Annotated in this window: 24 protein-coding genes and 3 tRNA genes; 11 read left to right on the top strand and 16 right to left on the bottom strand. The window is 37.0% G+C overall.

Going from position 1 to position 22,641, the window contains the following annotated elements:
• Nucleotide 1: 1 nt before the first annotated feature.
• The 8 genes from LUD75_RS02945 to LUD75_RS02910 are packed head-to-tail and all read right to left on the bottom strand — an operon-like array spanning nt 2 to nt 7,011.
• A complete protein-coding gene (locus LUD75_RS02945) occupies nt 2-946 on the bottom strand; it encodes an aldo/keto reductase (RefSeq protein WP_232704209.1) in 945 nt (314 codons plus the stop codon).
• A gap of 12 nt (nt 947-958) precedes the next feature.
• The gene (locus LUD75_RS02940) at nt 959-1,951 is read right to left on the bottom strand and encodes an alpha/beta hydrolase (protein ID WP_232704208.1); all 993 of its coding nucleotides are present in this window, start codon (nt 1,949-1,951) and stop codon (nt 959-961) included.
• Between the two features lie 17 nt (nt 1,952-1,968).
• On the bottom strand, nt 1,969-2,355 hold the full coding sequence (locus LUD75_RS02935; protein WP_232704207.1) for a MauE/DoxX family redox-associated membrane protein: 387 nt from the start codon (nt 2,353-2,355) through the stop codon (nt 1,969-1,971).
• A gap of 4 nt (nt 2,356-2,359) precedes the next feature.
• Complete coding sequence (locus LUD75_RS02930) at nt 2,360-3,205, bottom strand: NAD(P)-dependent oxidoreductase (RefSeq protein WP_232704206.1); 846 nt, start codon at nt 3,203-3,205, stop codon at nt 2,360-2,362.
• Nucleotides 3,206-3,219: 14 nt separating this feature from the next.
• Nucleotides 3,220-3,510 carry a DUF3861 domain-containing protein gene (locus tag LUD75_RS02925; RefSeq protein WP_232704205.1) on the bottom strand — a complete coding sequence of 97 codons (291 nt, stop codon included), beginning with the start codon at nt 3,508-3,510 and terminating at the stop codon, nt 3,220-3,222.
• 3 nt (nt 3,511-3,513) lie between these two features.
• Complete coding sequence (locus LUD75_RS02920) at nt 3,514-4,635, bottom strand: aldo/keto reductase (protein ID WP_232704204.1); 1,122 nt, start codon at nt 4,633-4,635, stop codon at nt 3,514-3,516.
• Nucleotides 4,636-4,674: 39 nt separating this feature from the next.
• The gene (locus tag LUD75_RS02915; RefSeq protein WP_232704203.1) at nt 4,675-5,658 is read right to left on the bottom strand and encodes an aldo/keto reductase; all 984 of its coding nucleotides are present in this window, start codon (nt 5,656-5,658) and stop codon (nt 4,675-4,677) included.
• Nucleotides 5,659-5,667: 9 nt separating this feature from the next.
• Entirely contained in the window at nt 5,668-7,011 is a 1,344-nt protein-coding gene (locus LUD75_RS02910; RefSeq protein ID WP_232704202.1) for an amidohydrolase family protein, read from the bottom strand.
• Nucleotides 7,012-7,211: 200 nt separating this feature from the next.
• Here LUD75_RS02910 and LUD75_RS02905 point away from each other — a divergent pair, with 200 nt between their 5' ends.
• Nucleotides 7,212-8,057: an AraC family transcriptional regulator gene (locus LUD75_RS02905; protein WP_317207304.1), complete on the top strand. Its 846-nt coding sequence runs from the start codon at nt 7,212-7,214 to the stop codon at nt 8,055-8,057.
• A gap of 13 nt (nt 8,058-8,070) precedes the next feature.
• On the opposite strand, the gene LUD75_RS02900 is transcribed toward LUD75_RS02905, so the two are convergent.
• The 5 genes from LUD75_RS02900 to LUD75_RS02880 form a co-directional block, all read right to left on the bottom strand.
• Nucleotides 8,071-8,484: a DUF6157 family protein gene (locus LUD75_RS02900; protein ID WP_232704201.1), complete on the bottom strand. Its 414-nt coding sequence runs from the start codon at nt 8,482-8,484 to the stop codon at nt 8,071-8,073.
• Nucleotides 8,485-8,680: 196 nt separating this feature from the next.
• Entirely contained in the window at nt 8,681-9,004 is a 324-nt protein-coding gene (locus LUD75_RS02895) for a hypothetical protein (RefSeq protein ID WP_232704200.1), read from the bottom strand.
• Nucleotides 9,005-9,015: 11 nt separating this feature from the next.
• Complete coding sequence (locus LUD75_RS02890; RefSeq protein WP_232704199.1) at nt 9,016-10,560, bottom strand: sodium:solute symporter; 1,545 nt, start codon at nt 10,558-10,560, stop codon at nt 9,016-9,018.
• A 434-nt stretch (nt 10,561-10,994) separates the two neighbouring features.
• Nucleotides 10,995-12,212 (bottom strand): MFS transporter, encoded by a 1,218-nt coding sequence (locus LUD75_RS02885; RefSeq protein WP_232704198.1) that lies wholly within the window; start codon nt 12,210-12,212, stop codon nt 10,995-10,997.
• Nucleotides 12,213-12,329: 117 nt separating this feature from the next.
• Complete coding sequence (locus LUD75_RS02880; protein WP_232704197.1) at nt 12,330-13,844, bottom strand: trypsin-like peptidase domain-containing protein; 1,515 nt, start codon at nt 13,842-13,844, stop codon at nt 12,330-12,332.
• A 309-nt stretch (nt 13,845-14,153) separates the two neighbouring features.
• Between LUD75_RS02880 and LUD75_RS02875 the strand changes: the two genes are divergently transcribed.
• From LUD75_RS02875 to mtaB, 4 genes are all read left to right on the top strand, one after another.
• Nucleotides 14,154-14,477: a hypothetical protein gene (locus LUD75_RS02875; protein ID WP_232704196.1), complete on the top strand. Its 324-nt coding sequence runs from the start codon at nt 14,154-14,156 to the stop codon at nt 14,475-14,477.
• Between the two features lie 27 nt (nt 14,478-14,504).
• Nucleotides 14,505-14,981, top strand: coding sequence for a hypothetical protein (locus LUD75_RS02870; RefSeq protein WP_034976774.1), 477 nt, complete (start codon nt 14,505-14,507; stop codon nt 14,979-14,981).
• 25 nt (nt 14,982-15,006) lie between these two features.
• Nucleotides 15,007-15,198, top strand: coding sequence for a DUF6496 domain-containing protein (locus tag LUD75_RS02865; protein ID WP_232704195.1), 192 nt, complete (start codon nt 15,007-15,009; stop codon nt 15,196-15,198).
• 105 nt (nt 15,199-15,303) lie between these two features.
• Nucleotides 15,304-16,662 carry a tRNA (N(6)-L-threonylcarbamoyladenosine(37)-C(2))-methylthiotransferase MtaB gene (mtaB, locus tag LUD75_RS02860; RefSeq protein WP_232704194.1) on the top strand — a complete coding sequence of 453 codons (1,359 nt, stop codon included), beginning with the start codon at nt 15,304-15,306 and terminating at the stop codon, nt 16,660-16,662.
• Nucleotides 16,663-16,736: 74 nt separating this feature from the next.
• Here mtaB and LUD75_RS02855 read toward each other — a convergent pair whose 3' ends face one another.
• Entirely contained in the window at nt 16,737-17,480 is a 744-nt protein-coding gene (locus tag LUD75_RS02855; protein ID WP_232704193.1) for a hypothetical protein, read from the bottom strand.
• Between the two features lie 56 nt (nt 17,481-17,536).
• Between LUD75_RS02855 and LUD75_RS02850 the strand changes: the two genes are divergently transcribed.
• Entirely contained in the window at nt 17,537-17,971 is a 435-nt protein-coding gene (locus tag LUD75_RS02850) for an RNA-binding S4 domain-containing protein (protein WP_232704192.1), read from the top strand.
• Here the strand turns inward: LUD75_RS02850 and LUD75_RS02845 are convergent.
• Nucleotides 17,968-18,483: a shikimate kinase gene (locus LUD75_RS02845; protein WP_232704191.1), complete on the bottom strand. Its 516-nt coding sequence runs from the start codon at nt 18,481-18,483 to the stop codon at nt 17,968-17,970. The two genes, LUD75_RS02850 and LUD75_RS02845, sit on opposite strands and share 4 nt — an antisense overlap.
• Nucleotides 18,484-18,590: 107 nt before the next feature.
• Between LUD75_RS02845 and LUD75_RS02840 the strand changes: the two genes are divergently transcribed.
• The 3 genes from LUD75_RS02840 to LUD75_RS02830 all read left to right on the top strand — a co-directional run bounded on the left by LUD75_RS02840 (nt 18,591) and on the right by LUD75_RS02830 (nt 18,952).
• Nucleotides 18,591-18,663: transfer RNA gene (locus tag LUD75_RS02840), tRNA-Lys, on the top strand.
• 35 nt (nt 18,664-18,698) lie between these two features.
• Nucleotides 18,699-18,781: transfer RNA gene (locus tag LUD75_RS02835), tRNA-Leu, on the top strand.
• Between the two features lie 98 nt (nt 18,782-18,879).
• Nucleotides 18,880-18,952 (top strand) — tRNA-Lys (locus LUD75_RS02830).
• Nucleotides 18,953-19,050: 98 nt separating this feature from the next.
• Here LUD75_RS02830 and panC read toward each other — a convergent pair.
• A complete protein-coding gene (gene panC / locus LUD75_RS02825) occupies nt 19,051-19,896 on the bottom strand; it encodes a pantoate--beta-alanine ligase (protein ID WP_232704190.1) in 846 nt (281 codons plus the stop codon).
• A gap of 309 nt (nt 19,897-20,205) precedes the next feature.
• Here panC and LUD75_RS02820 point away from each other — a divergent pair, with 309 nt between their 5' ends.
• Nucleotides 20,206-20,976 (top strand): glycogen/starch synthase, encoded by a 771-nt coding sequence (locus tag LUD75_RS02820; protein WP_232704189.1) that lies wholly within the window; start codon nt 20,206-20,208, stop codon nt 20,974-20,976.
• Nucleotides 20,977-20,991: 15 nt separating this feature from the next.
• A complete protein-coding gene (locus LUD75_RS02815) occupies nt 20,992-22,623 on the top strand; it encodes a DUF4270 domain-containing protein (protein ID WP_232704188.1) in 1,632 nt (543 codons plus the stop codon).
• Nucleotides 22,624-22,641 lie beyond the last annotated feature (18 nt).

The following is a 22,641-nucleotide window of genomic DNA, read 5'->3' as shown; positions in this document are numbered from 1 at the left end:
CTTATTTCGAAGCTTGGTTAAGGATTTCCAAATCTTCGGAATCTAAACTCAATTTTGGCGCGTCGAAAATGGTTTGCAACTGTCTTTCGCTCGTCGCACTTACGATTGGCGCAGTGATTAACGGATTTGCTAAGAGCCAAGCCAACGCCACAGTTGCAGGTTGAGATTGATGTTTTTCGGAAACTTTGTCAAGCGCGCTCAAAACTGATTTTCCTTTGTCATCAAAATATTTCTTGATGCCAGCGCCTCGGGTTGTTTTCTCAAAATCTTCTTCGGTTCTGTATTTTCCAGTTAAGAATCCTGCGGCCAAAGACCAATAAGGAAAAGCGCTCAATCCATATTTTTCAACCAATGATGCGTATTCCGTTTCGAATTTTTCTCTTTCCACCAAATTGTAATGAGGTTGAAGTGCAACATATTTTGGCAAATTATTTTTCTCAGCGACTTCAAAAGATTCAATCAATCTTTCTGGGGAAATATTCGAAGCGCCGATGTATCTTACTTTTCCTGCTTTGATGATTTCGTCGTAAGCAGAAAGCGTTTCTTCAACCGGCGTTACTTTGTCATCAAAATGTGTGTAATACAAATCGATGTGGTCTGTCCCAAGACGTTTGAGAGATTCGTCCACAGATTTCAGGATGTATTTTTTGCTGATGTCGAAGCCGTGTTCTTTGGTTTCTGAACCTACTTTTGTAGCGAGAACGATGTCTTGTCTGTTCTTTTTATCCTTCATCCATTTTCCGATGATTTCCTCGGATTGTCCGCCTTTTCCGTTCACCCACCAAGAATAAGTGTCGGCTGTATCGATGAAATTGAATCCTCCTTCTTCGAATTTATTCAGAATATCGAACGATTCTTTCTCATCCAAAGTCCATCCAAAAACGTTTCCTCCAAAGTTGATAGGCGCAATTTCTAAGTCTGTATTTTTAATAGTTACTTTTTTCATTTTGATAATTTATTATTTTAAAAATTCTTTCACAGGTTTGATGAATTGGTCAAAAACCTCGATGTGTGGCAAATGTCCAACGTTGTCGATTTCCACCAGTTTCGAACCTTTTATTTTTTGTTGAGTAGCTATTCCCAATAGGTCGTATCGTCCCATCGTTTCAGCTATTTTTGGGTCTTTCACATTGTTTTTTCCAATCGCAGTTCTGTCTCGCGTTCCGATAATTAATAAAGTTGGAACATTCAAGTTTTGAAATTCATAAACCACGGGTTGTGTGAAAATCATATCAGAAGTTTTAGCGTTTATTAAAGCTACTTTTGGATAATCTGGCGCTTTTGTCCAGGCTGTCAAAAGATAAACCCATTCGTCATATTCCGGTTTCCATTTGTTGTCGTAATAAAACCCGTTTTGATATTTTTTTGTTGATTCGTAATCAGCTTTCAGTTCTGTTTCGTAATTTTTATCGATGGAAGTGTAAGGCGCAACCAGTTTCCAATCTTCCAGTCCGATTGGGTTTTCGAGGATTAATTTCTCAACCTTTTCTGGGTACATCAATGAAAATCTTGTCGCCACCATTCCGCCCATCGAATGTCCGAGAAGATAAATTTTATCGATTTTTAATTCATCCAAAACAGCTTTCGTATTATGAGCAAATTGCTGAAATGTGAATTGATAATCAATTGGTTTTGATGATTTTCCGAAACCGATTTGGTCTGGAACAATTACCCGAAATCCATCTTTCGTCAAAGCTTCAACCGTCGTTTTCCAATACGCACCGTTAAAATTTTTGCCGTGAAGCAGAACTACGGTTTTTCCATTGGCTTTATTAGGTTTGATGTCCATATAAGCCATTTTCAAATCCTGATTTTGACTTTTCAAATTCAGAAAACTGACTTTGTATGGATATTCATAATTTGTCAACATAATATCCAAAACCGGCCGATTTGCCTGAGCGGATAAATTGATTGATAAAATCAGAAAAGTTATTATTTTTATTAATTTCATAATTTAATTTTTTATAATTAATGAGTTGAAGCTCCTCTATATCTTTCCCAATACCAAAGCAATCCACCCAAATAAATCGAATGTACCAATTGCGCTTCAATCGCGCTCCAATTTTCCACAGAAGCACTTCCCAAAACCAAAAGTCCCATCAACGCCAAGCCAGCATAAATGGCGTATTTGGTTTGATAGCCAATTAATAAAGCCAATCCAATCAGAAATTCTGCAATTGGAATGAAGTACCCAAAAGGCGTCAGCAAACTCTCAGGAATTGCTGATTTCTCCATCGATTTTACCATTCCTTCCGTGAAGATTTGCAACTTTGGCAATCTTACTAAGCCGTGACCAAAAATGGAAAGCGCGATGGGCAATCGTAAAAAGAAATAGGTGGTTTTGAAGTCTTTCATCGGTTTATTTTTTTAGGTAATTGATAATTCCAATCACGTCGTCTTTCCCAAAACCTGCGTCATTGGCTGATTGATAAGTTTCTATCAAAGTCTTTGTTAAAGGAAAATCGGCGCCTGCATCTTTAGCAAGCAAAATATCTTTTAACATCAAATCCAAAGCAAATGTCGGTGCATAGTTTTCTTCCGTCAACAGAGGCGTTTTCACCTTCGTAGCGCCACTTCCGCTGGCACTTTCATTAATGATGTCAAGCATATCCGAACGATTGATTCCCTGAGATTCTGAAAATAAAACCGTCTCTGCCAAACCTTGATAAATGGTTGCTATAAAGTAATTGACCGATAGTTTCGCTGCCAAGCCTTTTCCATTTTCTCCCAAATGTTTGATGCTCTTTCCTAATTTCTCCAAATATGGTTCAGCACGTTTCACATCTTTTTCATCGCCGCCAACCATTATAATCAATGTTCCGTCTGTAGCTGGTTTTGTGCTACCGGCAACTGGCGCGTCCAGAAGGGAAGCTTCTTTTATTTTTAAAGCTTTTGCAATCTCACTGGAGACTTCCGGCGAAATTGTACTCATATCAATGAATAATTTTCCTGTAATATCAAGCGATAAAATCTCTTCATAAACCGCTTTTACCGCATTATCATTTGTAAGAATGGTGAAGATGATGTCGCTGTTTTCAACCAGTTCGCTGATACTTTCAGCAATGTTTGATTGGTCTTTGAAGTCTTCTGCTTTTTCGATGGTTCTATTGAAAACGGATAAATCAAATCCAGCTTTCTCGAGATTTTTCGCCATCGGATGGCCCATATTTCCAAGACCTATAAATCCTATTTTTTCTGAACTCATTGTTTTAAAATTAATTACTGACTTTTTAACTTTTTCATAAATTCCATTATCGCAGGTCTTAACTCCTTAAACAATGGATGTTGCTTGTTTTTCAACATCACTTCGGTAAATAGTTTTAAACCTAAAGCAAATTCGGTCACCGTATTTTCATCATCAAAAATTTTCTTTGATTTAATGACCTCAATAATGTTGAAAATATCATCGTGGTTATCAAATTCTAGACTTAAATTTTTTGTGCCTTCAGAACCGTCTTTGAGTTTAAGTTCTTTTAAATCTAATTGATAGGTGTTGTTTCTTTTTTCCATTATTTAAGCTTTTGGAACTGGCGCATTGGCTTCGATTAATTTTTCTTTTTTCAGTTCTGCCCAGAAATCAGCCGGAATTTTTGCTTTGAATGACGCCGCATTTTCCTCAGCCTGCTTCACCGTATGCACACCAGGAATCACGCCTGAAACCACATCCGGTGCCGCTGCAAATTGAAGTGCTGCCGTTCTCAAATCTACTTTATGATTGTCAGCAACTCTTTTCAAAGCTGCTAATTTTTCTTTGACACCATTCGGGAAATCGCCATTGTACAGATATCTGTCCTTACCAGAAAGAAAACCAGCACACAGCGGAGCGCCGACAACAATCGAAATGTCTTTTTCGGCCGCTTTCGGGAAAACTTTGTTGAGGTCATCGGAATGATGAATTAGTGAATACTGACAGGCAGAAAGGAAAATATCAGGGTCCGAAACTTCGATGGCCTTCAAAATCGGTTCGATGGTGTTGACACCAAATCCCCAACCTTTTATCAGGCCTTCCTCACGCATTTTGATGAGTTCTGGCATTGCGCCTTTCGCAGCAATATCAAAATATTTGACCCAATCGCCCTTCATATCTTTGTTGTCAGGAGAAAGGTCGTGGATGAAAACAACGTCCAATGAAGCAACGCCTAAACGCTGCAAACTGTCTTCAACGCTTTTTCTGGCGCCAGCTGCGGAGTAATCATATTCATAAGAAAAATTAAGTTTTCCTTTCCAAAGTCCATCCAATTTGAAATCATCGTGCGGTTTCAGAATTCTTCCCATTTTTGTGGAAAGTGTGAATTCATCGCGCTTTTTATCTTTCAAAAACAATCCCATTCTGTGCTCGCTGAGTCCCAAACCGTACCACGGCGACGTGTCAAAATAACGAACTCCTGCATTCCAGGCGGCTTCTATCGATTGTAAACATTCGATGTCCGGATTGATGTTAAAACCATTTCCCAAAGCGACTCCGCCGAAACCGGATTTGTTTTTTGGTCTGAATCTTTTATTCTGATTTGAATTGTCGAACTGTTCCATAATGTTTCCTTTTAATAATTGTGATGCAAATGTGGGAAAGGCAGATGAAGCCATTAATCCTGCAGCAGCCAGTCCGCTGTTTTTAATAAATGTTCGTCTTTCCATTTTTTTAATATTTTGTGATTGGTGATTTTATTTTAAAGCTTAAAAAGCATTGACAAGTTCATCGATGGTCTGTAATTCTTCTTTTGTAAGATTAATGTCCATCGCTTTTGCATTTTGAACGGCTTGTTCTGCATTTCTTGCGCCAGCCAAAGCAATCGTAATTCCAGGTCTTTCAATCGTCCAACGCAGAACCAATTGTCCAAGCGTTGCATTATGCTCGTCAGCAATCGGTTTGATTTTGTTGAGAAGTTCATTGGTTTTCTTGATAAAATCTGGTTGGAAATGAGGATGTCCAGCTCTGTGGTCGCCATTTTGAAATTTGTAATCTGAAGTAATTTTTCCAGTCAACAATCCTCTTTCTAAAGGACTGTAAGCCAAAATCGATTTGTTATTTTCGATGCAATAAGGAACGGTTTCGTCCTCAATCCCACGATTCACCATACTGAAGGGAATCTGATTTGAAACCAATTTCAACGTTTTCTCAGCCTCAGCCATTTGTTGTGCATCATAATTGCAAACGCCAGCAAAACGGACTTTTCCTTGCTCAATCAATCTTGAAACCGCTTCGAAAGTTTCATCAATTGGTGTTGTGACATCTGGCCAATGGATTTGGTAAAGGTCGATGTAATCTGTTCCAAGTCGTTTCAAACTTTGCTCGCATTCATAAATTATGCTTTCTTTTCCGGCATATTTGTAAATGTCGATATCATTTCCGTCGTTATTTTTGCTGTTCATTGCCAAAGTTCCCTTGTCCAAATCCCAGCGCATTCCAAACTTTGTAAGGATTTGAACTTTGTCTCGAGAAATATCCTTAATCGCTTCGCCCACAATTTCTTCGCTCGTTCCTTGTCCGTAGATGGGCGCAGTGTCAATAGACGTTACGCCGACATCATAAGAAGCTTTGATGGCCTCGATGGCTTCATTTCTGTCCGTGCTTCCCCACATCCAACCGCCGGCTGCCCACGCTCCGAAGGTGATTGCTGAAACTTCTAAATCGCTGTGTCCTAATTTTCTATATTCCATTTTTAATTTTTATTTTGTTAAAGGTCCTTTGCTCACTTCCTTCCCCGCTTTATAAATTGAAAATATATCTCTAGTATTTTTAATATTCTCTATAGGATTTGAATTTAAAATAATAAAATCAGCCGTCCTCCCAACTTCAATTGTTCCAAAATCTTTATCAATCTTCAAAGCTTTCGCTGAGTTTTTGGTAGCAACTGTAATAGCCTGAATTGGCGTCAATCCAGATTCCGTCATCAACTGTAATTCCAAATGCTCTGAAAATCCCTGAGCTCGCAAAGGCATTGCGCCGCTGTCTGTTCCCATCGCTACCAGAATTCCGGAATCGTAAACTTTTTTCAGATTCTGTTTCGCGGTTTCAAAAGCTTTGATATTTAGATTGTAATTGGGAGAATTTTTTATTTCGTTTTGATATTTCTCAGAAGTTATCATTTCGTAAACGCCCGGTTCTAATGATTTTTTGAAGAAGTCATTATCGACCCATTCCGGTTTTTTGGCGTATACGTAAGCATATTCGTCAAGCGAAAGAGTAGGAATGTAAATGATATTTTGAGCTTTCATTTTTGCCAAAGTCGCATCATCAATTACTTCGCTTCTCACGCTGTGGCCGATGACATCGATGCCGTCTTCAACCAGTTGTTTCAAATCCGAGAGATAATAAACGTGCGCTGCAACTCTCAGATTTCTTTTGTGCGCTTCTGTGATGATGGCTTTGTAAATCTCAGGACTAATTTTTTTCTTGAATTTTCCATTAAAATCATCTACCCAGATTTTCACCAATTCTGCATTGATGTTTTTCAAACTGTCCATTTGAGCCGGAATTTGATTCACAGAACTTGGTCGGAAAACTTTGTCCATTGCAAAATCGAGTGGTGGAGCGCCGTCGGTCACACCAAATCCATAACCTGCAGAATGTATTCTTGCGCCGTCAAGTTCGCCTTTCGCAGACTTTTCCCTCAATCCGCTTTCAAACAACAAAGGTCGGTCGGTTCCCATCGACATTACGTTGAGAACGCCGTAATCCTGATATTTTCTGAGTTGAGCAAGGATATTTTCTTCAGTGTAATTTTCGGGAACTGTGGTTTTTCCTTTCAAAGTTCCAACGTGGGAATGGGCAGAAATTAAGGCTGGAATGATTGTTTTGCCTTTTAAATTAATCCGTTTTGCAGTTTTGTCAGAAATTGTTTTCCCGATTTTGGAAATCTTATTATTCTTAATGAGAATGCTCGTATTTTCTATTGGATTTCCGCCGTTTCCATCGATGAGCCGGACGTTTTCTATGATTAAACTATTTTGCCCGAAAGAAAAATTAATGATGAAAAAAGATAAGACGGTAATTATTTTCCAATATTTCATAATGCTAAGATTTTTGGTGTTTCAGAATATTTTAAGAATTAAAAAAGGATTCTGAAAGTGAATGTTATCGAGGGAACAATTATTATGCCCCGCAAAGCCATTACAAATGTTGAAAAAAAATAAAAATTTTAGCTTGTAGAATTAATTTAAATAATTGTAGATTTATCCTATCATAACAAATTTAAAATTTATTTAATATTGTGAAAAAACTGCAGTTTGAGTCTTTGGTGATAAGTGATTTGGAAGGTGAGGAGTTTGGTCATCCGTCGCACAGCCATACTTATTATGAGATGATTTATGTTATGAAAGGAAATGGTAATCATCACATCAACAACATTATTTTGCCTTACAAATGTGGCGACCTTTTCCTGATTTCGCCAGACGATCAGCATTATTTCGAGTACAATAAATATTCGAGGTTGATTTTCATCAAGTTCACGGATGACTATTTTAAAGGAAACAAGCATCTTTCTCCCGATTCTTTTGCGATGAATTCTCCGGAAAATGTGATGCGGAAACAAATCCTGAAAGAGAAAAAACTCATCTTTTCCGAACCTTGCAAGACGATTCTGAAAAAGACGATTGAAAATATTTTGTCCTACAACTGCAGAAAAGATGTTTCCACATCGCCGATTGTTTTTTATCAAATCCTTTCAATTTTCGGATTGATTAAAGAAGCGACTTCAAAGATGGACATCAGGTTGGATGTTGGACTTCAAAATAAGGAAGATGTGATTTCGTACATTCATCAGAATATCTACCAGCCGGAGACGATTCGAATCAAAAATATCGCCTATCATTTCAATATTTCACCGACTTATTTCAGTGCTTACTTCAAACGAAATTTCGAAGTTTCTTATCGCGATTACGTCAATGATTATCGGATGGCTTTGATAGAAAGACGAATGGAATCCGGACAAAATACCATCAAACAAATCGCTTATGAGTTTGGTTTTACGGACGAAAGCCACTTGTCGCATTACTTCAAAAATAAAAAAAGTAAAACGCTGGGTTCGTACAAAAATAAGAGTCGGAGTTTAGCTTAGATAAATGATGAAATCACTTTTTAGATTTCATCGCCTTCACTTTCTTCACAGAATCATCCGCCAATAATTTTTGATAATCATCAGATTCAACGGGAATCAATTGGATTTTGGAATCTTCATTATGAAAAATCCCGAATCCATTTTTCTTTGCCAAAGGCGAAGTCCGCAAACAAGCTTGACCTTTTGAAAAGAATTTCTGTTTCTCCTCTTCAATTTCTGAAGGCGAAATATCATTTCGTTCCGCAAAAATTTCAAATAACAATTCGTCGGAAGTATATTTCAAAGGTTGTTTTGAAAGCTTTTCGAATTGATAATTGGCAATCGTTTTCTTCTCACTTTTCACCACCGGAATCACCGCTTTGGAAACCGGAGAATCTTCTGCGATTTCTATTAAGGTGTTGGTGTAATTGGTGGTGTGGGTTTTCATTTTTAATCTGAAAGGTATTTGGTGATATTGTCTTTAGTTAATTCAACAATTATACATTGATTCCAATCAATTAGGATTTGATTCCAAAGCTTATTTATTTGAACTAGCAGATGACTCAGTTTTTCTTTCTCAATTTCGGGAGAATTCCAATAATATTGAAACCAAATATTCTCTACAAATTCATTATCACAATCAATTAAGATTGCACAATATTGGTTCCGTATCCAAAAGTTCTAGACTTTTTAAAGGTGTTTCCGTACCCAATATTGATATTTGCTATCTTCTCAAAATTATTTTGTTCAATTAATTTTTGTAGGTCTGAAAACTTAATTTTTTTAGAGATGAGAGGGAAATTGGGTCTTTTTCTAACGAAGATTTTATCATTTCCATTAATGTCAAAATTTTCTTTTTCAAATCCTATAATTTCTTCAGTTTCACTTAAGATAAATTCAATATTTTCAAATGGCAAGAGTTGAACTTGATAATAATTATCTTCGTGTATTGAAATATTAGTTAGCATAATATCAAAGATTACTCTGAAACTTTAATTTCAATTTTCCTCTTAGACCTTACCAACCACAATCCCACAAACGTCAAAAACCCATTCAGAATAATCAGTTCCACCCCAATTCTGTAATCCGTATTATTCGTCACATAAAGATTAATCAAATAAGTCAAAACCGGCGCAAGTAGCGTCACAGCCAATATCGAATACTTTTTTACAATCGTAAATTTCGTCAGAATCCCAAAAGCAAATAATCCCAAAAGTGGCCCGTAAGTGTAACCCGCAATTTCCATTATCAGGTAAACAATCGATTTCTCATTGATAGCTTTGAAAACCATAATCAACGCAAAAAATATCACCGTGAAAGTCAAATGAACTTTCATTCTCAGTCTTTTCTTTTGTTTCTCGGTTTTTTGCTGGTCTTCGTTCAAGCCCAAAAGGTCAACGCAGTAAGAACTCGTCACCGCCGTCAAAGCCCCATCAGCAGACGGAAACAAGGCGGAAATCAATCCAATGATGAAAATAACAGAAAGCGCCATCGGAAAATGTCCGAGAGACAATGCTGGGAAAAGGTCGTCGCCCATTATGTTGCTGATTTGTCCATCGGCACCTTTGAAACCGAAAATGCCATCGCCATAAACTGCACCATTTTGTATCGCAAAAAGATAAAGCAAACCACCCAAAAATAGGAACGCCAGATTCACAAAAAGCAAAGTTCCGGCAAATGTCAGCATATTCTTTTTCGAGTTTTTCAGGTTGTCCACCGAGATGTTTTTCTGCATCATTTCCTGGTCAAGACCCGTCATCGCAATCGTGATGAACATCCCGCCCAGAATGGTTTTCAGGAAAAAAGTTTTGGAATTGATGTCAGTATTAATGAAATGCGTGTACTGCTTTTGCTCCAAAATCGAGTAGGCTTCACCAAATGATAAATTCAAATTTGACAAAATATAAACGATGCACGCAATCAAACTCAAAATCATAAACGACGTCTGCAAGGTATCCGTAATCACAATCGTTTTCACGCCACCTTCAAACGTATAAAGCAGAATCATCAAAAGCAACACAAAAGCCGTTACCCAAAACGGAACGCCAAGATTCTCAAGCAAAAATATTTGAAGAATATTTACCACCAAATACAACCTCGCCGTCGCCCCAATCGCTCTGGAAATAATGAAAAACAAAGACCCGATTTTATGCGCCTCCACATTGAACCTTCGACCCAAATAAGTGTAAATCGAAGTCAGATTCATCCGGTAATAAAGCGGAAGAAGAACGCCCGCCACGATGAAATAACCGATGAAAAACCCAATCACCATCATATAATATTCGAAACCGCCAAACACATAATCGCCCGCCGTCATCTTCCCGACCGTGCCTGGAACGGAGATAAACGTCACGCCCGAAAGCGACGTCCCAATCATCCCAAACGCCACCAGCCACCATTTACTTTTCTTGTTTCCGATGAAAAAAGACTGGTTGTCGGAGTTGCGACTTGTAAAATAGGAAATTACCAAAAGCCCAATAAAATAGGCGAATACGAATAATAATAAAACAGTTCCCGGATTCATTGTTCAAATTTGAGTGGAACAAAAATAGTTTTTTTATCGCATTGGTTCGAAAATAATTATTTGGGCAACTTATCCGCCTTCCGTTCCCTCCCGATTTTACATCGGGATACGTTCAAGTCAGGTTGCAGATTCCCCATCCAAACACGATTTGTCCAATTATTGAATCTCTCAACAAATATTCTTACATCACGATTTCATATTCTCACGATGTAAAACAATATTCTTGTGTTGTGATTTAATATTCTTGCATTGTAACTTCATATCCTTGCGATGTGATTGAATATCCTTGCGATGTGATAGAATATTCTTGCAATGTAACTGAATATTCTCGTCTTGTAAAAGAATATTCTTGCAATGTAACTTCATATTCTTTCGTTGTGGTAGAATATTCTTGCATTGTGATTGAATATTCTTGCACCTGAAACGATATTCAACTACCGCGTCGGAATCATTTTCTTCACCACAATATAAATCAAAACCGCCGACAACGCCAACACACCAAACGACCCAATCCACAAACTGTCAAACCCAAATTGACTCACCACATAAGTTCCCAAAAACGGCGTGAAGATAAACGAGAAGGAAAAAGCAATTCCATTCAGTCCCATATATGCACCTTTGTTTCCCCGCTCAGCGCGCAAAGCCGTCACAGTGGACATAAACGGAAGCACCCAAATCTCAGCCACAGACAATATCGTCATCGAAAGTAAGAGCAAGGCAACATTACTTCCCAAAAGCAAAATCAGATAGGATACTCCAGCCATCACAATCCCAATGAATAAGATTTGTGGAATCTTCAAAGTCCGTTCTGCAATGCTTACCAAAGGCATTTCCAATAACACAATGATAAATCCACTATAGCCCAAAACAAACCCAATCGTACTTTGACTCAACTTCGCCACGTCTTTATAAAACAATGGAATCGTATTAAAAAATTGGAAAAAACAAACCGCAAAGACAGCACACAAAATACTGTAAATCAAAAACGGAAAATCTTTGTAAGGTGATTTCGTTGCGATGTTCTCAACCTTTTTTTCAGGTTCTAGTCTCTTTTTCTCACGAAAAATTTGATTTCTCTTTCGGAAAAACACAACATAAATAATTCCGGCAACCAAAGCGCCGATTGCATTTACCACAAACAAAAAATTATAAGAAATCCCAGATAGAATTCCGCCCAAGGCTGGCCCAATCGAGAATCCAAGATTGATGGCCATTCGGTTCAATGAAAAAGCTTTCGTCAGATTTTCTGGTCTTGCATATTTGGTAATCGCTACAGAATTCGCAGGTCGGAATGTATCGCTGATTGTGCTTTGAAGGAAAATCAGAAACGCCATCATTTCAATACTCGGAAAAAATGGAATGATGAGAAATATCGGCGCACTCAAAAACAAACTCCAGCATTGCACGTAATATTCTCCAAATCTGTCCGTCAACAATCCGCCCAAGTAAGAACCCAGCACAGAACCGATGCCGTAAAAACTCAAAACGATTCCCGCATTCTCCAAACTGAACTTCAAATGGTCTGTCATATAAACACCCAAAAATGGCAAAACCATCGAGCCAGAACGGTTGATGAGCATTACGATAGACAACATCCAAGCTTCCCGGGAAAGCCCTTTGAATGTTTTGATGTAAGAGTTGAAAAGTTTCATTTAGATTTTCGAATCGCAAATTTACCCAAAAAAGAAAGCCATCCGTAAAGAATGGCTTTCAAAATTTATCATTTAGAATGAATCTAACATCTAAATTCTAATATCTAATTTCTGGACTTACTGTAATTTAAATCCTCTCGTAGTGATTCTTCCGTAAGCATCCACATATTTCACCTGAACGTTTCCTTTGTAATTATTTAGGATTTTCTCCACGTCTTTCTGAGAATTGACAGGTTTTCCGTTGATTTCCATTACGATGTAATTATCAACGACACCAATTTTATCCATCTCACTTCCTTCTGTCACATTTTTCGCGATAACACCGCTTTCCAGACCGTAATCAGTTTTCACTCTTTCGCTTAATGGCTCAAACTCAGAACCGATTTTTTCAGTCACGGTCAGGTCATCTTTACTTCTGGATGAGGTTCCGCCTTTCAAATCTTTCAGGGTCACATTCACGTTGTTGACTTTACCGTTTCTGGTGTAAGTTACCGCAACTTTATCACCTGGCCTTCTGCTTCCAATCGCTAAAGAAAGGTCAGAGAATCCGGAGATGTCTGTGTTGTCGATTTTTGTAATGATGTCGCCAGGTTGGATTCCTGCATCTTCAGCACCACTTTTTTTCGTGATTTCAGTTACGTAGATTCCGTCGCCGGCTTTCAGATTTTTCTTTTCTCTTTGGTTGTAAGCTGCGACTTGCATTTCATTAGACAAATCTAAACTACCAACACCCAAGAAACCTCTCTGTACCAATCCAAATTTCTTGATATCCTCTACGATTTTTCTCGCAAGATTCGAAGGAACAGCGAATCCATAACCTTCGTAATATCCGGTTTTAGATTGAATAGCTGTATTAATTCCAATCAAATCTCCGTTTACGTTTACCAAAGCACCACCACTGTTTCCAGGGTTAATCGCCGCATCGGTTTGAATGAAACTTTCAATTGGCGTTCTGGATTGTTGACTTAAGATATCGATGCTTCTTCCTTTTGCAGAAATAATTCCCGCCGTTACAGTGGAATTAAGTCCAAGTGGATTTCCGACTGCCAGAACCCATTGTCCAACTTCGGTCAAATCAGAATTGGCGAAATTAAGATAAGGCAAACCTTTCTCTTCAATCTTTAAAAGTGAAATATCGGTGTTCGGATCAGTTCCAATCAATGTTGCGATGTAAGTTTTTTTGTTACTCAATACCACTTCCAATTTATTGGCGCCTGCAACCACGTGATTGTTGGAAATAATATAACCGTCTGGCGAAATAATCACTCCAGAACCCAATCCGGAAGGCATATTTTTAGGAGGCTGTTGCTGTTGTCTCTGCTGATTGCCACCTTGTGGACCAAAGAAAAAATCGAACATATCCGTCTCCGGCATTCTTTGAGAAGCCGCACGGTCTTGATAATTTTTAATCGTTACTACAGCAGGAACTGTAGTTTTGGACGCTTTCACAAAATCATCGCCTACTGCAGAACCAATGCCTGCGAAGGATGCCTTGTTAGAAGCTGTAGTGAAATATGAGAAATCTTCTCCATTTTTTTCTGAGCTGATGTAGTGACTCGCTCCGAAAACCGTTGCACCGGAAATAACCCCGGTCAATGCGTAAGGCATTAGTTTTTTGAAAGTATTCTTCATCTTAATATTCATTTCTTTTTGAGATTATTGTTAGACAAATTTAATGCTAAATTAGTATGAACTAAAAACTTAGTGTTACAGTTTTAACGAAGTTTAACCAATTTTAAAAATTCCTTAATAAAATTAGATTTATTTTAAGTCAAATTGGCAGTATTCACCGATTGGTTCATTTGGAAATTAGATGATTCTTTGTCTCGATTGTTAAAATTTGTTGAGAAATTAATCAAAACAAAATTATGATGTCGATGTAAAATGTTGTCGCTGTCACTTTTGGCAGAACTTTTGTTTTTAAACTTTAAAATAAGTTATATGAAAAATACGATAAAAGTTGCGTTGGGATTTGCTGCAGGTGGCGCATTGATTCTTTTAAATCAATTGAGAAAGAGAAAGCAGAAGGAAAATAACAAGTTTATGGCGCCGGACGGCAACAAATATCTGAAAAATGAAATGTACCGAAGTGCGGAAGGCGAAATTTTCAAAAATGGAAAGAAATTGCATTTCGAAACACCGAAACATTTAGATGATGCAAATAATAAAATCGATGCGCGTATTGCCAGAAATGTTCAGTTCAATGACCAAAATCCGAACAACAGAAATGTGACCTATCACAAGCGCGGGGTTAGGCATCATTAATAAAAATTAATCACAAAAGAATAAATTATGGAAACGGAAAATATCGTCGAAAGACTAAATAAATACGAGTTTGATAATAGCAATGTCTACACAGGTTTCAAATCTGTTGGCGAGGCGAGACAGTTTGCAACAGAACGAAATGGAAAATTGGTAGAAGTTGGTTTCCTTGATGGAAATGACAATCCGGTTGAGGACGATTCTCAAAACCTAATTGCTGAAAATAAATATTACAAAGCGTTTGCTGGCCCGGATTACAAAATCATCCATTCTTCAGATGAAGGTTTTCAGGAAGTTGCTGATAAATTAAAAGAGAGACAAACCGAAATCACGGACAAAAGTCCCGATGAAAAATACTTCTCAGATGCCGATTGGCAAATCAAAGAGGATGCGGTAATAGTTTTGTTCAAAGGAGAAATTGAAAATATTACTTCACGAGAACGTTCAAAATATCTGATGCATACGAAAGTATATGAATTGGCCGTTAGCGTTCCAAAGTCAGAATAAATATTTAAAATCAAAATTTGAAAAGATGGCAACTACTAAAAAATATTCGGAGAAAGCTCAGGAGAAAGTTGGTAAAGTGATGCAAGAATTCAAAGAGGGGAAATTGAAATCCAGTTCTGGTGAGAAAGTAACCAGCAAAAAGCAAGCGGTTGCAATAGGAATCTCCGAAGCCAGAGAAAAAGGATTGAAAGTCCCGAAAGAAAAGAAATCCAAATAATATGAATTCGGTTTAATTGCCGGATTTTTTTATGTTTTAAAATGAAATTTCTGAAAAATTCTTCATTTGGAATGATTTGGATTTTATTAATAACTTTGCAGACTTATGTCGAATGTCATTTCTCAACCGAAAACCGTTGCTTTTCATACACTTGGCTGCAAACTGAATTTTGCAGAAACGTCCACCATTGCCCGAACTTTAACAGATGCAGGTTATCAAAAAGTCAATTTTGATGAGCCTGCGAAAGTGTATATCATCAATACTTGCTCAGTTACCGAAAATGCTGATAAGGAATGTAAACTTCACGTCAAGCGTGCTGCGAAAGCGAATCCAGATGGATTGGTTGCCATTATCGGTTGTTACGCACAGTTGAAGCCGGAAGAAATCTCTTCAATTACCGGTGTAGATTTGGTTTTGGGAGCGAAAGAGAAATTCAATATTCTCAGTTATCTGGATGATTTGGAGAAGTCTGAAAGTCGTGCAGAGATTCATTCCTGTGAGATTGATGAAGCTGATTTTTTTGTGGGTTCCTATTCAATTGGTGACAGAACGAGAGCTTTTTTGAAGGTTCAGGACGGTTGTGATTATAAATGTACATATTGCACGATTCCTTTAGCCAGAGGGATTTCACGTTCCGATACTATTGAGAACGTCGTTGCAAATGCCAAAGAAATTGCGGCGAGAGATATTAAAGAAATCGTTTTGACCGGCGTCAATATTGGCGATTACGGAAAGGGAGAATTTGGAAACAAAAAGCACGAACATACTTTCCTTGATTTGATTTCGGAATTAGATAAAGTGGAAGGCATCGAAAGAATCAGAATTTCTTCCATCGAACCAAATCTTCTCAAAGACGAAAGCATAGAATTGGTTTCCAAAAGCAGAAGTTTTGTACCGCATTTTCACATTCCATTACAATCTGGAAGCGATGAATTATTGAAAAAAATGAAACGTCGTTATTTGACGAATTTATATTACAATCGAGTTAATAAAATCCGTGAAGTAATGCCGGAAGCTGCCATTGGCGTGGATGTCATCGTTGGATTTCCTGGTGAGACAGAAGAATTATTTATGGAAACGTATAACTTCCTGAATGATTTGCCAATCAGTTATCTTCACGTTTTCACTTATTCTGAGAGAGAAAATACGGAAGCTGCAGAAATGCTTGGCGCAGTTCCAATCCCTGAAAGAAAACGCCGAAATAAAATGCTGAGAATACTTTCCGAAAAAAAGAAAATGGAATTCTACAGAAGCCAATTGGGAAGAAAGCTGAGCGTTCTTTGGGAACACGAAAATAAAAATGGATTGATGTTTGGCTTCACGGAAAATTATGTGAGAGTTTCGAAAGCATTCGACGAGAATTCCATCAATCAAACAGAAACTATTGTTCTTGATAAAATTTTGGAAGATGGAAGTGTTTCCATTCAAGAAAAACAGTTTGAAGATTTCCTGGCGAAGATTTAGATATTTAAAATTATAAAAACAAAAAAGCGGAATATTTTACAATATTCCGCTTTTTTATTTGTTGAAAATGGTGATTAATTTTCTGTCTCCAAGTTTCTGGTCTTTGTTTTATAAAGTTGAAAGTTAAAAACAAAACTTCTGTTTATAAGACTGTAATAATTGGTATCTCTCGCAAAACCAGCTCGGGAAGGTACGATGATAACACCTTGCATATTGTAATCCGCAGAATCATCCAGATTAAATGCTTTGAAATATTTTAAACCTTCCTGTAATCCTTCAATTTCGAAAAAGCTTCTATCGAATGTCGTATTGTTGTCTTTGTTGAATTTATCCAAAACAGATTTCTTTACGTAGAAATAGCCTGGATCCTTTACCGGAATCCCATCTCCAGAAACTGTATTGGCAAAAGTTCCTTCACTGCCGAAAACAATTTTGTCATTAACTTTGGCAGAAACGTACATTTTTGTCACCTGCATAATGTTGATCACATCTGTCGGGTTTACAGCAGTTCCGGGATCCGGCTGTGCTGTTCCAGGGCGTAAAATGTATATGACACCAGACGGAAGTTTTACCGGATTGTATGATGATAGCTTTGGAAAGTTGTCATCAGTGGTGATTGTGCTGTCAAATGCCACAACATTTCCCTTTGTGTCAAAATAATGTGTTTCCATGTATTCAATTGCAGCAGCATCGTCATAGGCATTTTGTTCGTCTACGGTGAGTACTACGGTTTCATCCACAACATCATCATCATCATCTTTCTTACATCCTTGCAGTACAACAACGGAAAGAGCAATTCCTAAAAGTATTTTCTTCATTTTTTTATTTAATCTTAAATTGCGATTAATTTAACGTGACAAAAGTATAAAAAATTATGAGAATAGATAAATATTTGTGGAGTGTAAGATTTTATAAGACAAGAACTATCGCTACAGAAGATATAAAAAAGAATAGAGTCAGCATTGGAGAAAATCCTGTGAAAGCCTCCAAAGAGGTCAAAGCCGGAGATGTTATCAAGATCAGAAAAAATCAGATTGAATACAAAATAAAAGTTTTGGATATTCCGAAAAGCAGAGTAGGCGCCAAGCTAGTTCCTTTGTATGTTGTGGATATGACGGAAAAAGATCAATACGAAATTCTGAAAATGAGGAAAGAATCTCAGGATTATTACCGCCAAAAAGGTATCGGAAGACCTACCAAAAAGGACCGTCGAGATATGGATGATTATGTTGATGATGAGACGCCGACTGATATGGAAAGCGATGATTGGGATACATTTTTCAAGGAAATCAATGATGATGAAGACTAGATTTGCAATAATGTTGTGATCTCGTCAGAAACTTCAACAGCATTTTTGGAATCCGTATCAATGGTGAAATGGGCTTTTGAATAGTAAGGATTGCGCTCGAAAAGATGTTTTGCAATGAACTCGGGAATGTCCGAATCTTCTAGTTTTGAAATCAAAGGGCGTGAGTTCTTTTGCAGCAAAATACGATTGGTAAGTGTATTGACTGAGGCTCTCAGAAAAAAACTTTTTGATTTTTCATTAATGATATTCATGTTTTCATAGTAAACGGGCGTTCCGCCGCCAAGACTTAAAACCAGATTTTCCTCACTGTTCAAAAGTTCTTCCAAAATTCTTTTTTCTTCCTTCCGGAAATAGATTTCGCCTCTCTTTTCGAAGATTTCGGGAATAGAGAGCTGATGTTCTTCAGAAATCTGATGATCGAGGTCAATTAATTTGAAATTTATTTTCTGGCTCAAGTTTTTGGAAATGTGAGATTTACCACTACCCATATAGCCCAACAGCGAAATTATCATAATTTTATTTTAAACAAAGTTCGAAAAAAATTTTGAGATTTTAAAAAAACGCCTATCTTTGCACCACTTTAAAACGAAATAGTAATATTGAGATTTTAAATGTGGCCGACTCGGTAGCTCAGCTGGTAGAGCAATACACTTTTAATGTATGGGTCCTGGGTTCGAATCCCAGCCGGGTCACAAGCAAAAAATCCGTAGCGATACGGTTTTTTTTTGCCTGCGTGGTGAAATTGGTAGACACGCCATCTTGAGGGGGTGGTTTCCTAAGGATGTGCTGGTTCGAGTCCAGTCGCAGGCACTGCAAAAATTAAGGATGAAAAATTGAGGAATTCATTTTCTAATATTTTTCGAAATCAAAAACAATTTTAATTAGTAGAAATATTAATTAAAGTGGCCGACTCGGTAGCTCAGCTGGTAGAGCAATACACTTTTAATGTATGGGTCCTGGGTTCGAATCCCAGCCGGGTCACAATTTACGCAAGTAAATTTTTTTCATATTAATATTTTGTGATTTGGTGTAGGAACTTCTTGTATAAAGAAGTTCCTTTTTTTTGTCCAAATATTTATTTAATCCAAATGAAGATTGTCAATTAATCTAACATTGCCAACATTCACCACGATGAAAGTACGGAAGTCTTTATCCTCGGAAAAAAAATCTACTTCTTTCAAAGTTTCTTCATCGGCAATAAGGAAATATTCAAGTTCCATATCATCTCTGTCAAAAATCTCTTCGACTCTCGATTTAATTTCAGGAACAGAGATGACCTTGAACCAATCATTTACTTTTTTCAAAGTTTTATAAATAAGTGCTGAGGTTTCTTTTTCTATTTCAGAAAGACGCATATTTCGGGAACTCATCGCAAGTCCGTTTTCTTCCCGATGGATTTTCACACCGTGGATTTTGATTTTCAAATTCGAAACTTCTACCAGTTTTTCGATGATTTTAAGCTGTTGAAAATCTTTTTCTCCAAAATAAGCGTTGTCGGGCTGAACTTGCAAAAACAATTCTTCCACTACAGTTCCAACGCCGTCAAAATGTCCCGGTCTTGCGGCGCCTTCCATTTCGTTCTCAATTCCTCCAAAATCATAGTGCTGTCTTTCCATTCCGTTTGGATAGATATCTTCAATGCTTGGAATGTAAACTGCATCTACCAGATTTGAATCTTCCAATTTCCTAATATCATCTTCCATAGTCCTTGGATATTTTTCCAGATCCTCAGGATTATTGAATTGGGTTGGATTCACGAATATTGAGGAAACAACGATGTCGTTATCTTTTTTAGCTTCCTGATATAATGAGATGTGACCAGCGTGCAATGCGCCCATTGTTGGTGCAAATCCAATTGTTTTGTGTTGATGTTTTTGTGATTTTATATATTCTGTAAAAGAATTTTTGTCGTAGAAGACCTGCATTTGTTCAATATTTTATGAATCAAAGATAATCGTTTTTGCAATTTCTAAGATCATACAGTATTTATAATTATTAATTTAGAATTTTAAGCTTAATTCTTTGAAACTTATATTAATAATGTTGGTTTGTGATATTGAATCATTAATTATCTCATTATTATCATATAAAATTAACATTTTCGAGTCTGTAACTTGTTGATAATTAATGATTATTGATTATAAATATTAATATTAATGAAAATAAATAATTTGATTTAATTTTTTGTAATTTTGCAAAATGAAGATTTTATACCTTCATCTAAAGTAAATTTTATGCCTAATCAAAAGATTTTATACGTTACTACAGAAATGTTCCCTTACCAAGAAGATACTAATATGGGAAGTTTGGTACACAAAATGGCGCTGAAAATGCACGGAAGTGGTAACGATGTCAGGGTTTTTATGCCTAGATTCGGACAAATAAGTGAGAGAAAATTCCAGCTTCACGAAGTTATCAGATTGTCTGGGATGAATATTATTATTAATGATCTGGACCAGCCTTTGATTATTAAGGTTGCCTCTTTACCAGGCGAGCGTCTGCAGGTTTATTTTATTGACAACGAAGAGTACTTCAAAAGAAAACAATATTACCACGATGACGAGGGAAAAGCTTTTGAAGATAATAATGAAAGAGCCGTTTTCTTTGCACGAGGCGTTATTGAGACAATCAAAAAACTAAACTGGGTACCGGATGTGATCCACTTGAATGGCTGGATGTCTTCATTAATACCTATTTATCTGAAGACTTACTATAAAGACGATACCTATTTCAATGATACCAAAATTGTACTTTCTGTTTACAACGAAGACGATATTGAGTTGAACGGTAATACGAAAGAAATATTGGCATTTGATAATATTTCGGATTTGGAATCGTTAAATAACCCAAGCTTTCTAGGTTTTGTGAATGACAGTATGCAGTATGTAGATGTCATTGTAAAAGGAAATGAATTCCTGGAGGAAAAATTGGAGGAAGCTTATGGAAAAGCAGAAGCTGAGAAATCAGAATATTTGAATGCTGATTCCATAGCAACCGTTTATTAATTACTATTTTTTAAGATGATAAAAATAAAAACTTTGATGAAGATGATCCCGTTTTTGGTAATGGGAATGGTAGTTTTGAATTCTTGTGAAGGGGAAATTGATGATCTGGGATCTCAGTTGGTATCTGGAAATGCATCTGATGGTGTGGACAAGGCTTACGGTCTTATTGCTTATAATGTAGACAATAATGATGTAATCCGGGCTGATGCTTCAAAATTGGATAGTGTTAGAATAGGAGCTTTTAGTGAGCAAGTGTTCGGAGGGCAGAAAGTTTCGTACATTACACAGGTTCGTCTGAATGCCTACAATCCTGATTTTGGAAAAAATCCTGTCATTGACTCGGTTGTTTTAACTTTGAAACCAAAGTATCAAACTGCTTCAGATTCAGTCAAGACAACGACTACAGAAGATTATACCTATCCTGATGGTGCCGTTCCAGCAAAGAAAGTTGTAACAAACTATCCGGTAAATAAATATGGTAAAGCAAAAATGGGTGGTCAGAAAACACCACTTACTATCAAAATTAATGAAGTTAATGACTTTTTAGGCGGAACTTCAGATTCACTGCTGTCTAATAAGGCAGTTGCTTTGGGTGCAGAAATAGGATCGAAACCTTTTAGCGGATCTGTAAACTCAGTCGTAATTACTAAAGATTCTGATGCTACGGAATTGTTGAACAGAGCGGTTGGCTTAAGAATAGATTTGGATAAGAATTTTTTTCAAAACAAAATCATAGCGAAACAAGGAGATCAGGTTCTTAAAGATGCAGCATCATTCATCAGATACTTCAAGGGAATCAGTATTTCCGTTGAGCAAAATGATGGTTACTTATTCTCAATGGCACCTAATGATGCAGCGATTACAATTTACTATAAGAATGACGTAACGGAGACCAACGGAACTGTTACCCGTACAAAAGCAGAAACAACATTGAATGTAGGTTCTGGAAATGTTCATCTTAGTCAAATTAATTATGCCAGAGCTGGCACTCAGTATAATAGCGCAATGAACAGTGCTGTTAAAATTGCTGATTTTAATAATATAAAAAATACTAATCCTTTAACGGTTCAAACGTCCAATTATGCTGAAAAGCTATATCTTCAAGGAATGGGCGGTGCCAGCGTCGGGATCAGAATTCCTGCTAAAACATTAGAAGACTTGAGAACCGAGTATAAAAACAATAAAATCGGAATTGTTTCGGCAAAAATCAGACTTTATAATGATGATAGCGATGCTAGTTGGAGTAATGCTTACCAGAAACCAATGAGTCTTCTTGTGAAAGAGAGATTTTCAGCAGGATTTCTGCCGGATATGACAACTTTGTCAAGTGCCGGATATTCGTTAGTGAGAATAGCAAATTTGTCAACCAAAGATGCCTATTATGATATTGGAATTACAGCTTCACTTAAGACACTTATTGAGAATGAAAGCTATGATCCATATGCTAAAAATGAAGATTTTATCATCAATGTGGGAAGTTATTTAAGCGATACTTCTACCGGACTTCTATTAGGACAGCAATATAATAATAGAGCATATGCACCTTACCGTATCCTTCTAAAAGGAACTGATCTTAGTACGGTAGGAAATGAGGTGGTAAAAGGCTCTAAGGCAGCCCAACTAAGAATAATATATACAAAAAAATAAAAAATAAAGCTACTAATA

This window comes from Epilithonimonas sp. JDS (assembly GCF_021261315.1).
Lineage (GTDB): Bacteria > Bacteroidota > Bacteroidia > Flavobacteriales > Weeksellaceae > Epilithonimonas.
This window is presented reverse-complemented; position numbering and strand designations above follow the sequence as displayed.

Bases quoted from the DNA above. Each gene is read 5' to 3' on its own strand.
- LUD75_RS02885 (WP_232704198.1), bottom strand. From the start codon at position 12,212: ATGAAACTTTTCAACTCTTACATCAAAACATTCAAAGGGCTTTCCCGG.
- LUD75_RS02880 (WP_232704197.1), bottom strand. From the start codon at position 13,844: ATGAAGAATACTTTCAAAAAACTAATGCCTTACGCATTGACCGGGGTT.
- LUD75_RS02915 (WP_232704203.1), bottom strand. From the start codon at position 5,658: ATGGAATATAGAAAATTAGGACACAGCGATTTAGAAGTTTCAGCAATC.
- LUD75_RS02930 (WP_232704206.1), bottom strand. From the start codon at position 3,205: ATGAGTTCAGAAAAAATAGGATTTATAGGTCTTGGAAATATGGGCCAT.
- LUD75_RS02845 (WP_232704191.1), bottom strand. From the start codon at position 18,483: ATGATAATTTCGCTGTTGGGCTATATGGGTAGTGGTAAATCTCACATT.
- LUD75_RS02870 (WP_034976774.1), top strand. From the start codon at position 14,505: ATGGAAACGGAAAATATCGTCGAAAGACTAAATAAATACGAGTTTGAT.
- LUD75_RS02890 (WP_232704199.1), bottom strand. From the start codon at position 10,560: ATGAATCCGGGAACTGTTTTATTATTATTCGTATTCGCCTATTTTATT.
- LUD75_RS02855 (WP_232704193.1), bottom strand. From the start codon at position 17,480: ATGAAGAAAATACTTTTAGGAATTGCTCTTTCCGTTGTTGTACTGCAA.
- LUD75_RS02940 (WP_232704208.1), bottom strand. From the start codon at position 1,951: ATGAAATTAATAAAAATAATAACTTTTCTGATTTTATCAATCAATTTA.
- LUD75_RS02935 (WP_232704207.1), bottom strand. From the start codon at position 2,355: ATGAAAGACTTCAAAACCACCTATTTCTTTTTACGATTGCCCATCGCG.
- LUD75_RS02910 (WP_232704202.1), bottom strand. From the start codon at position 7,011: ATGAAATATTGGAAAATAATTACCGTCTTATCTTTTTTCATCATTAAT.
- LUD75_RS02925 (WP_232704205.1), bottom strand. From the start codon at position 3,510: ATGGAAAAAAGAAACAACACCTATCAATTAGATTTAAAAGAACTTAAA.
- LUD75_RS02815 (WP_232704188.1), top strand. From the start codon at position 20,992: ATGATAAAAATAAAAACTTTGATGAAGATGATCCCGTTTTTGGTAATG.
- LUD75_RS02945 (WP_232704209.1), bottom strand. From the start codon at position 946: ATGAAAAAAGTAACTATTAAAAATACAGACTTAGAAATTGCGCCTATC.
- mtaB (WP_232704194.1), top strand. From the start codon at position 15,304: ATGTCGAATGTCATTTCTCAACCGAAAACCGTTGCTTTTCATACACTT.
- LUD75_RS02865 (WP_232704195.1), top strand. From the start codon at position 15,007: ATGGCAACTACTAAAAAATATTCGGAGAAAGCTCAGGAGAAAGTTGGT.
- LUD75_RS02820 (WP_232704189.1), top strand. From the start codon at position 20,206: ATGCCTAATCAAAAGATTTTATACGTTACTACAGAAATGTTCCCTTAC.
- LUD75_RS02920 (WP_232704204.1), bottom strand. From the start codon at position 4,635: ATGGAAAGACGAACATTTATTAAAAACAGCGGACTGGCTGCTGCAGGA.
- LUD75_RS02875 (WP_232704196.1), top strand. From the start codon at position 14,154: ATGAAAAATACGATAAAAGTTGCGTTGGGATTTGCTGCAGGTGGCGCA.
- LUD75_RS02850 (WP_232704192.1), top strand. From the start codon at position 17,537: ATGAGAATAGATAAATATTTGTGGAGTGTAAGATTTTATAAGACAAGA.
- panC (WP_232704190.1), bottom strand. From the start codon at position 19,896: ATGCAGGTCTTCTACGACAAAAATTCTTTTACAGAATATATAAAATCA.
- LUD75_RS02895 (WP_232704200.1), bottom strand. From the start codon at position 9,004: ATGCTAACTAATATTTCAATACACGAAGATAATTATTATCAAGTTCAA.
- LUD75_RS02900 (WP_232704201.1), bottom strand. From the start codon at position 8,484: ATGAAAACCCACACCACCAATTACACCAACACCTTAATAGAAATCGCA.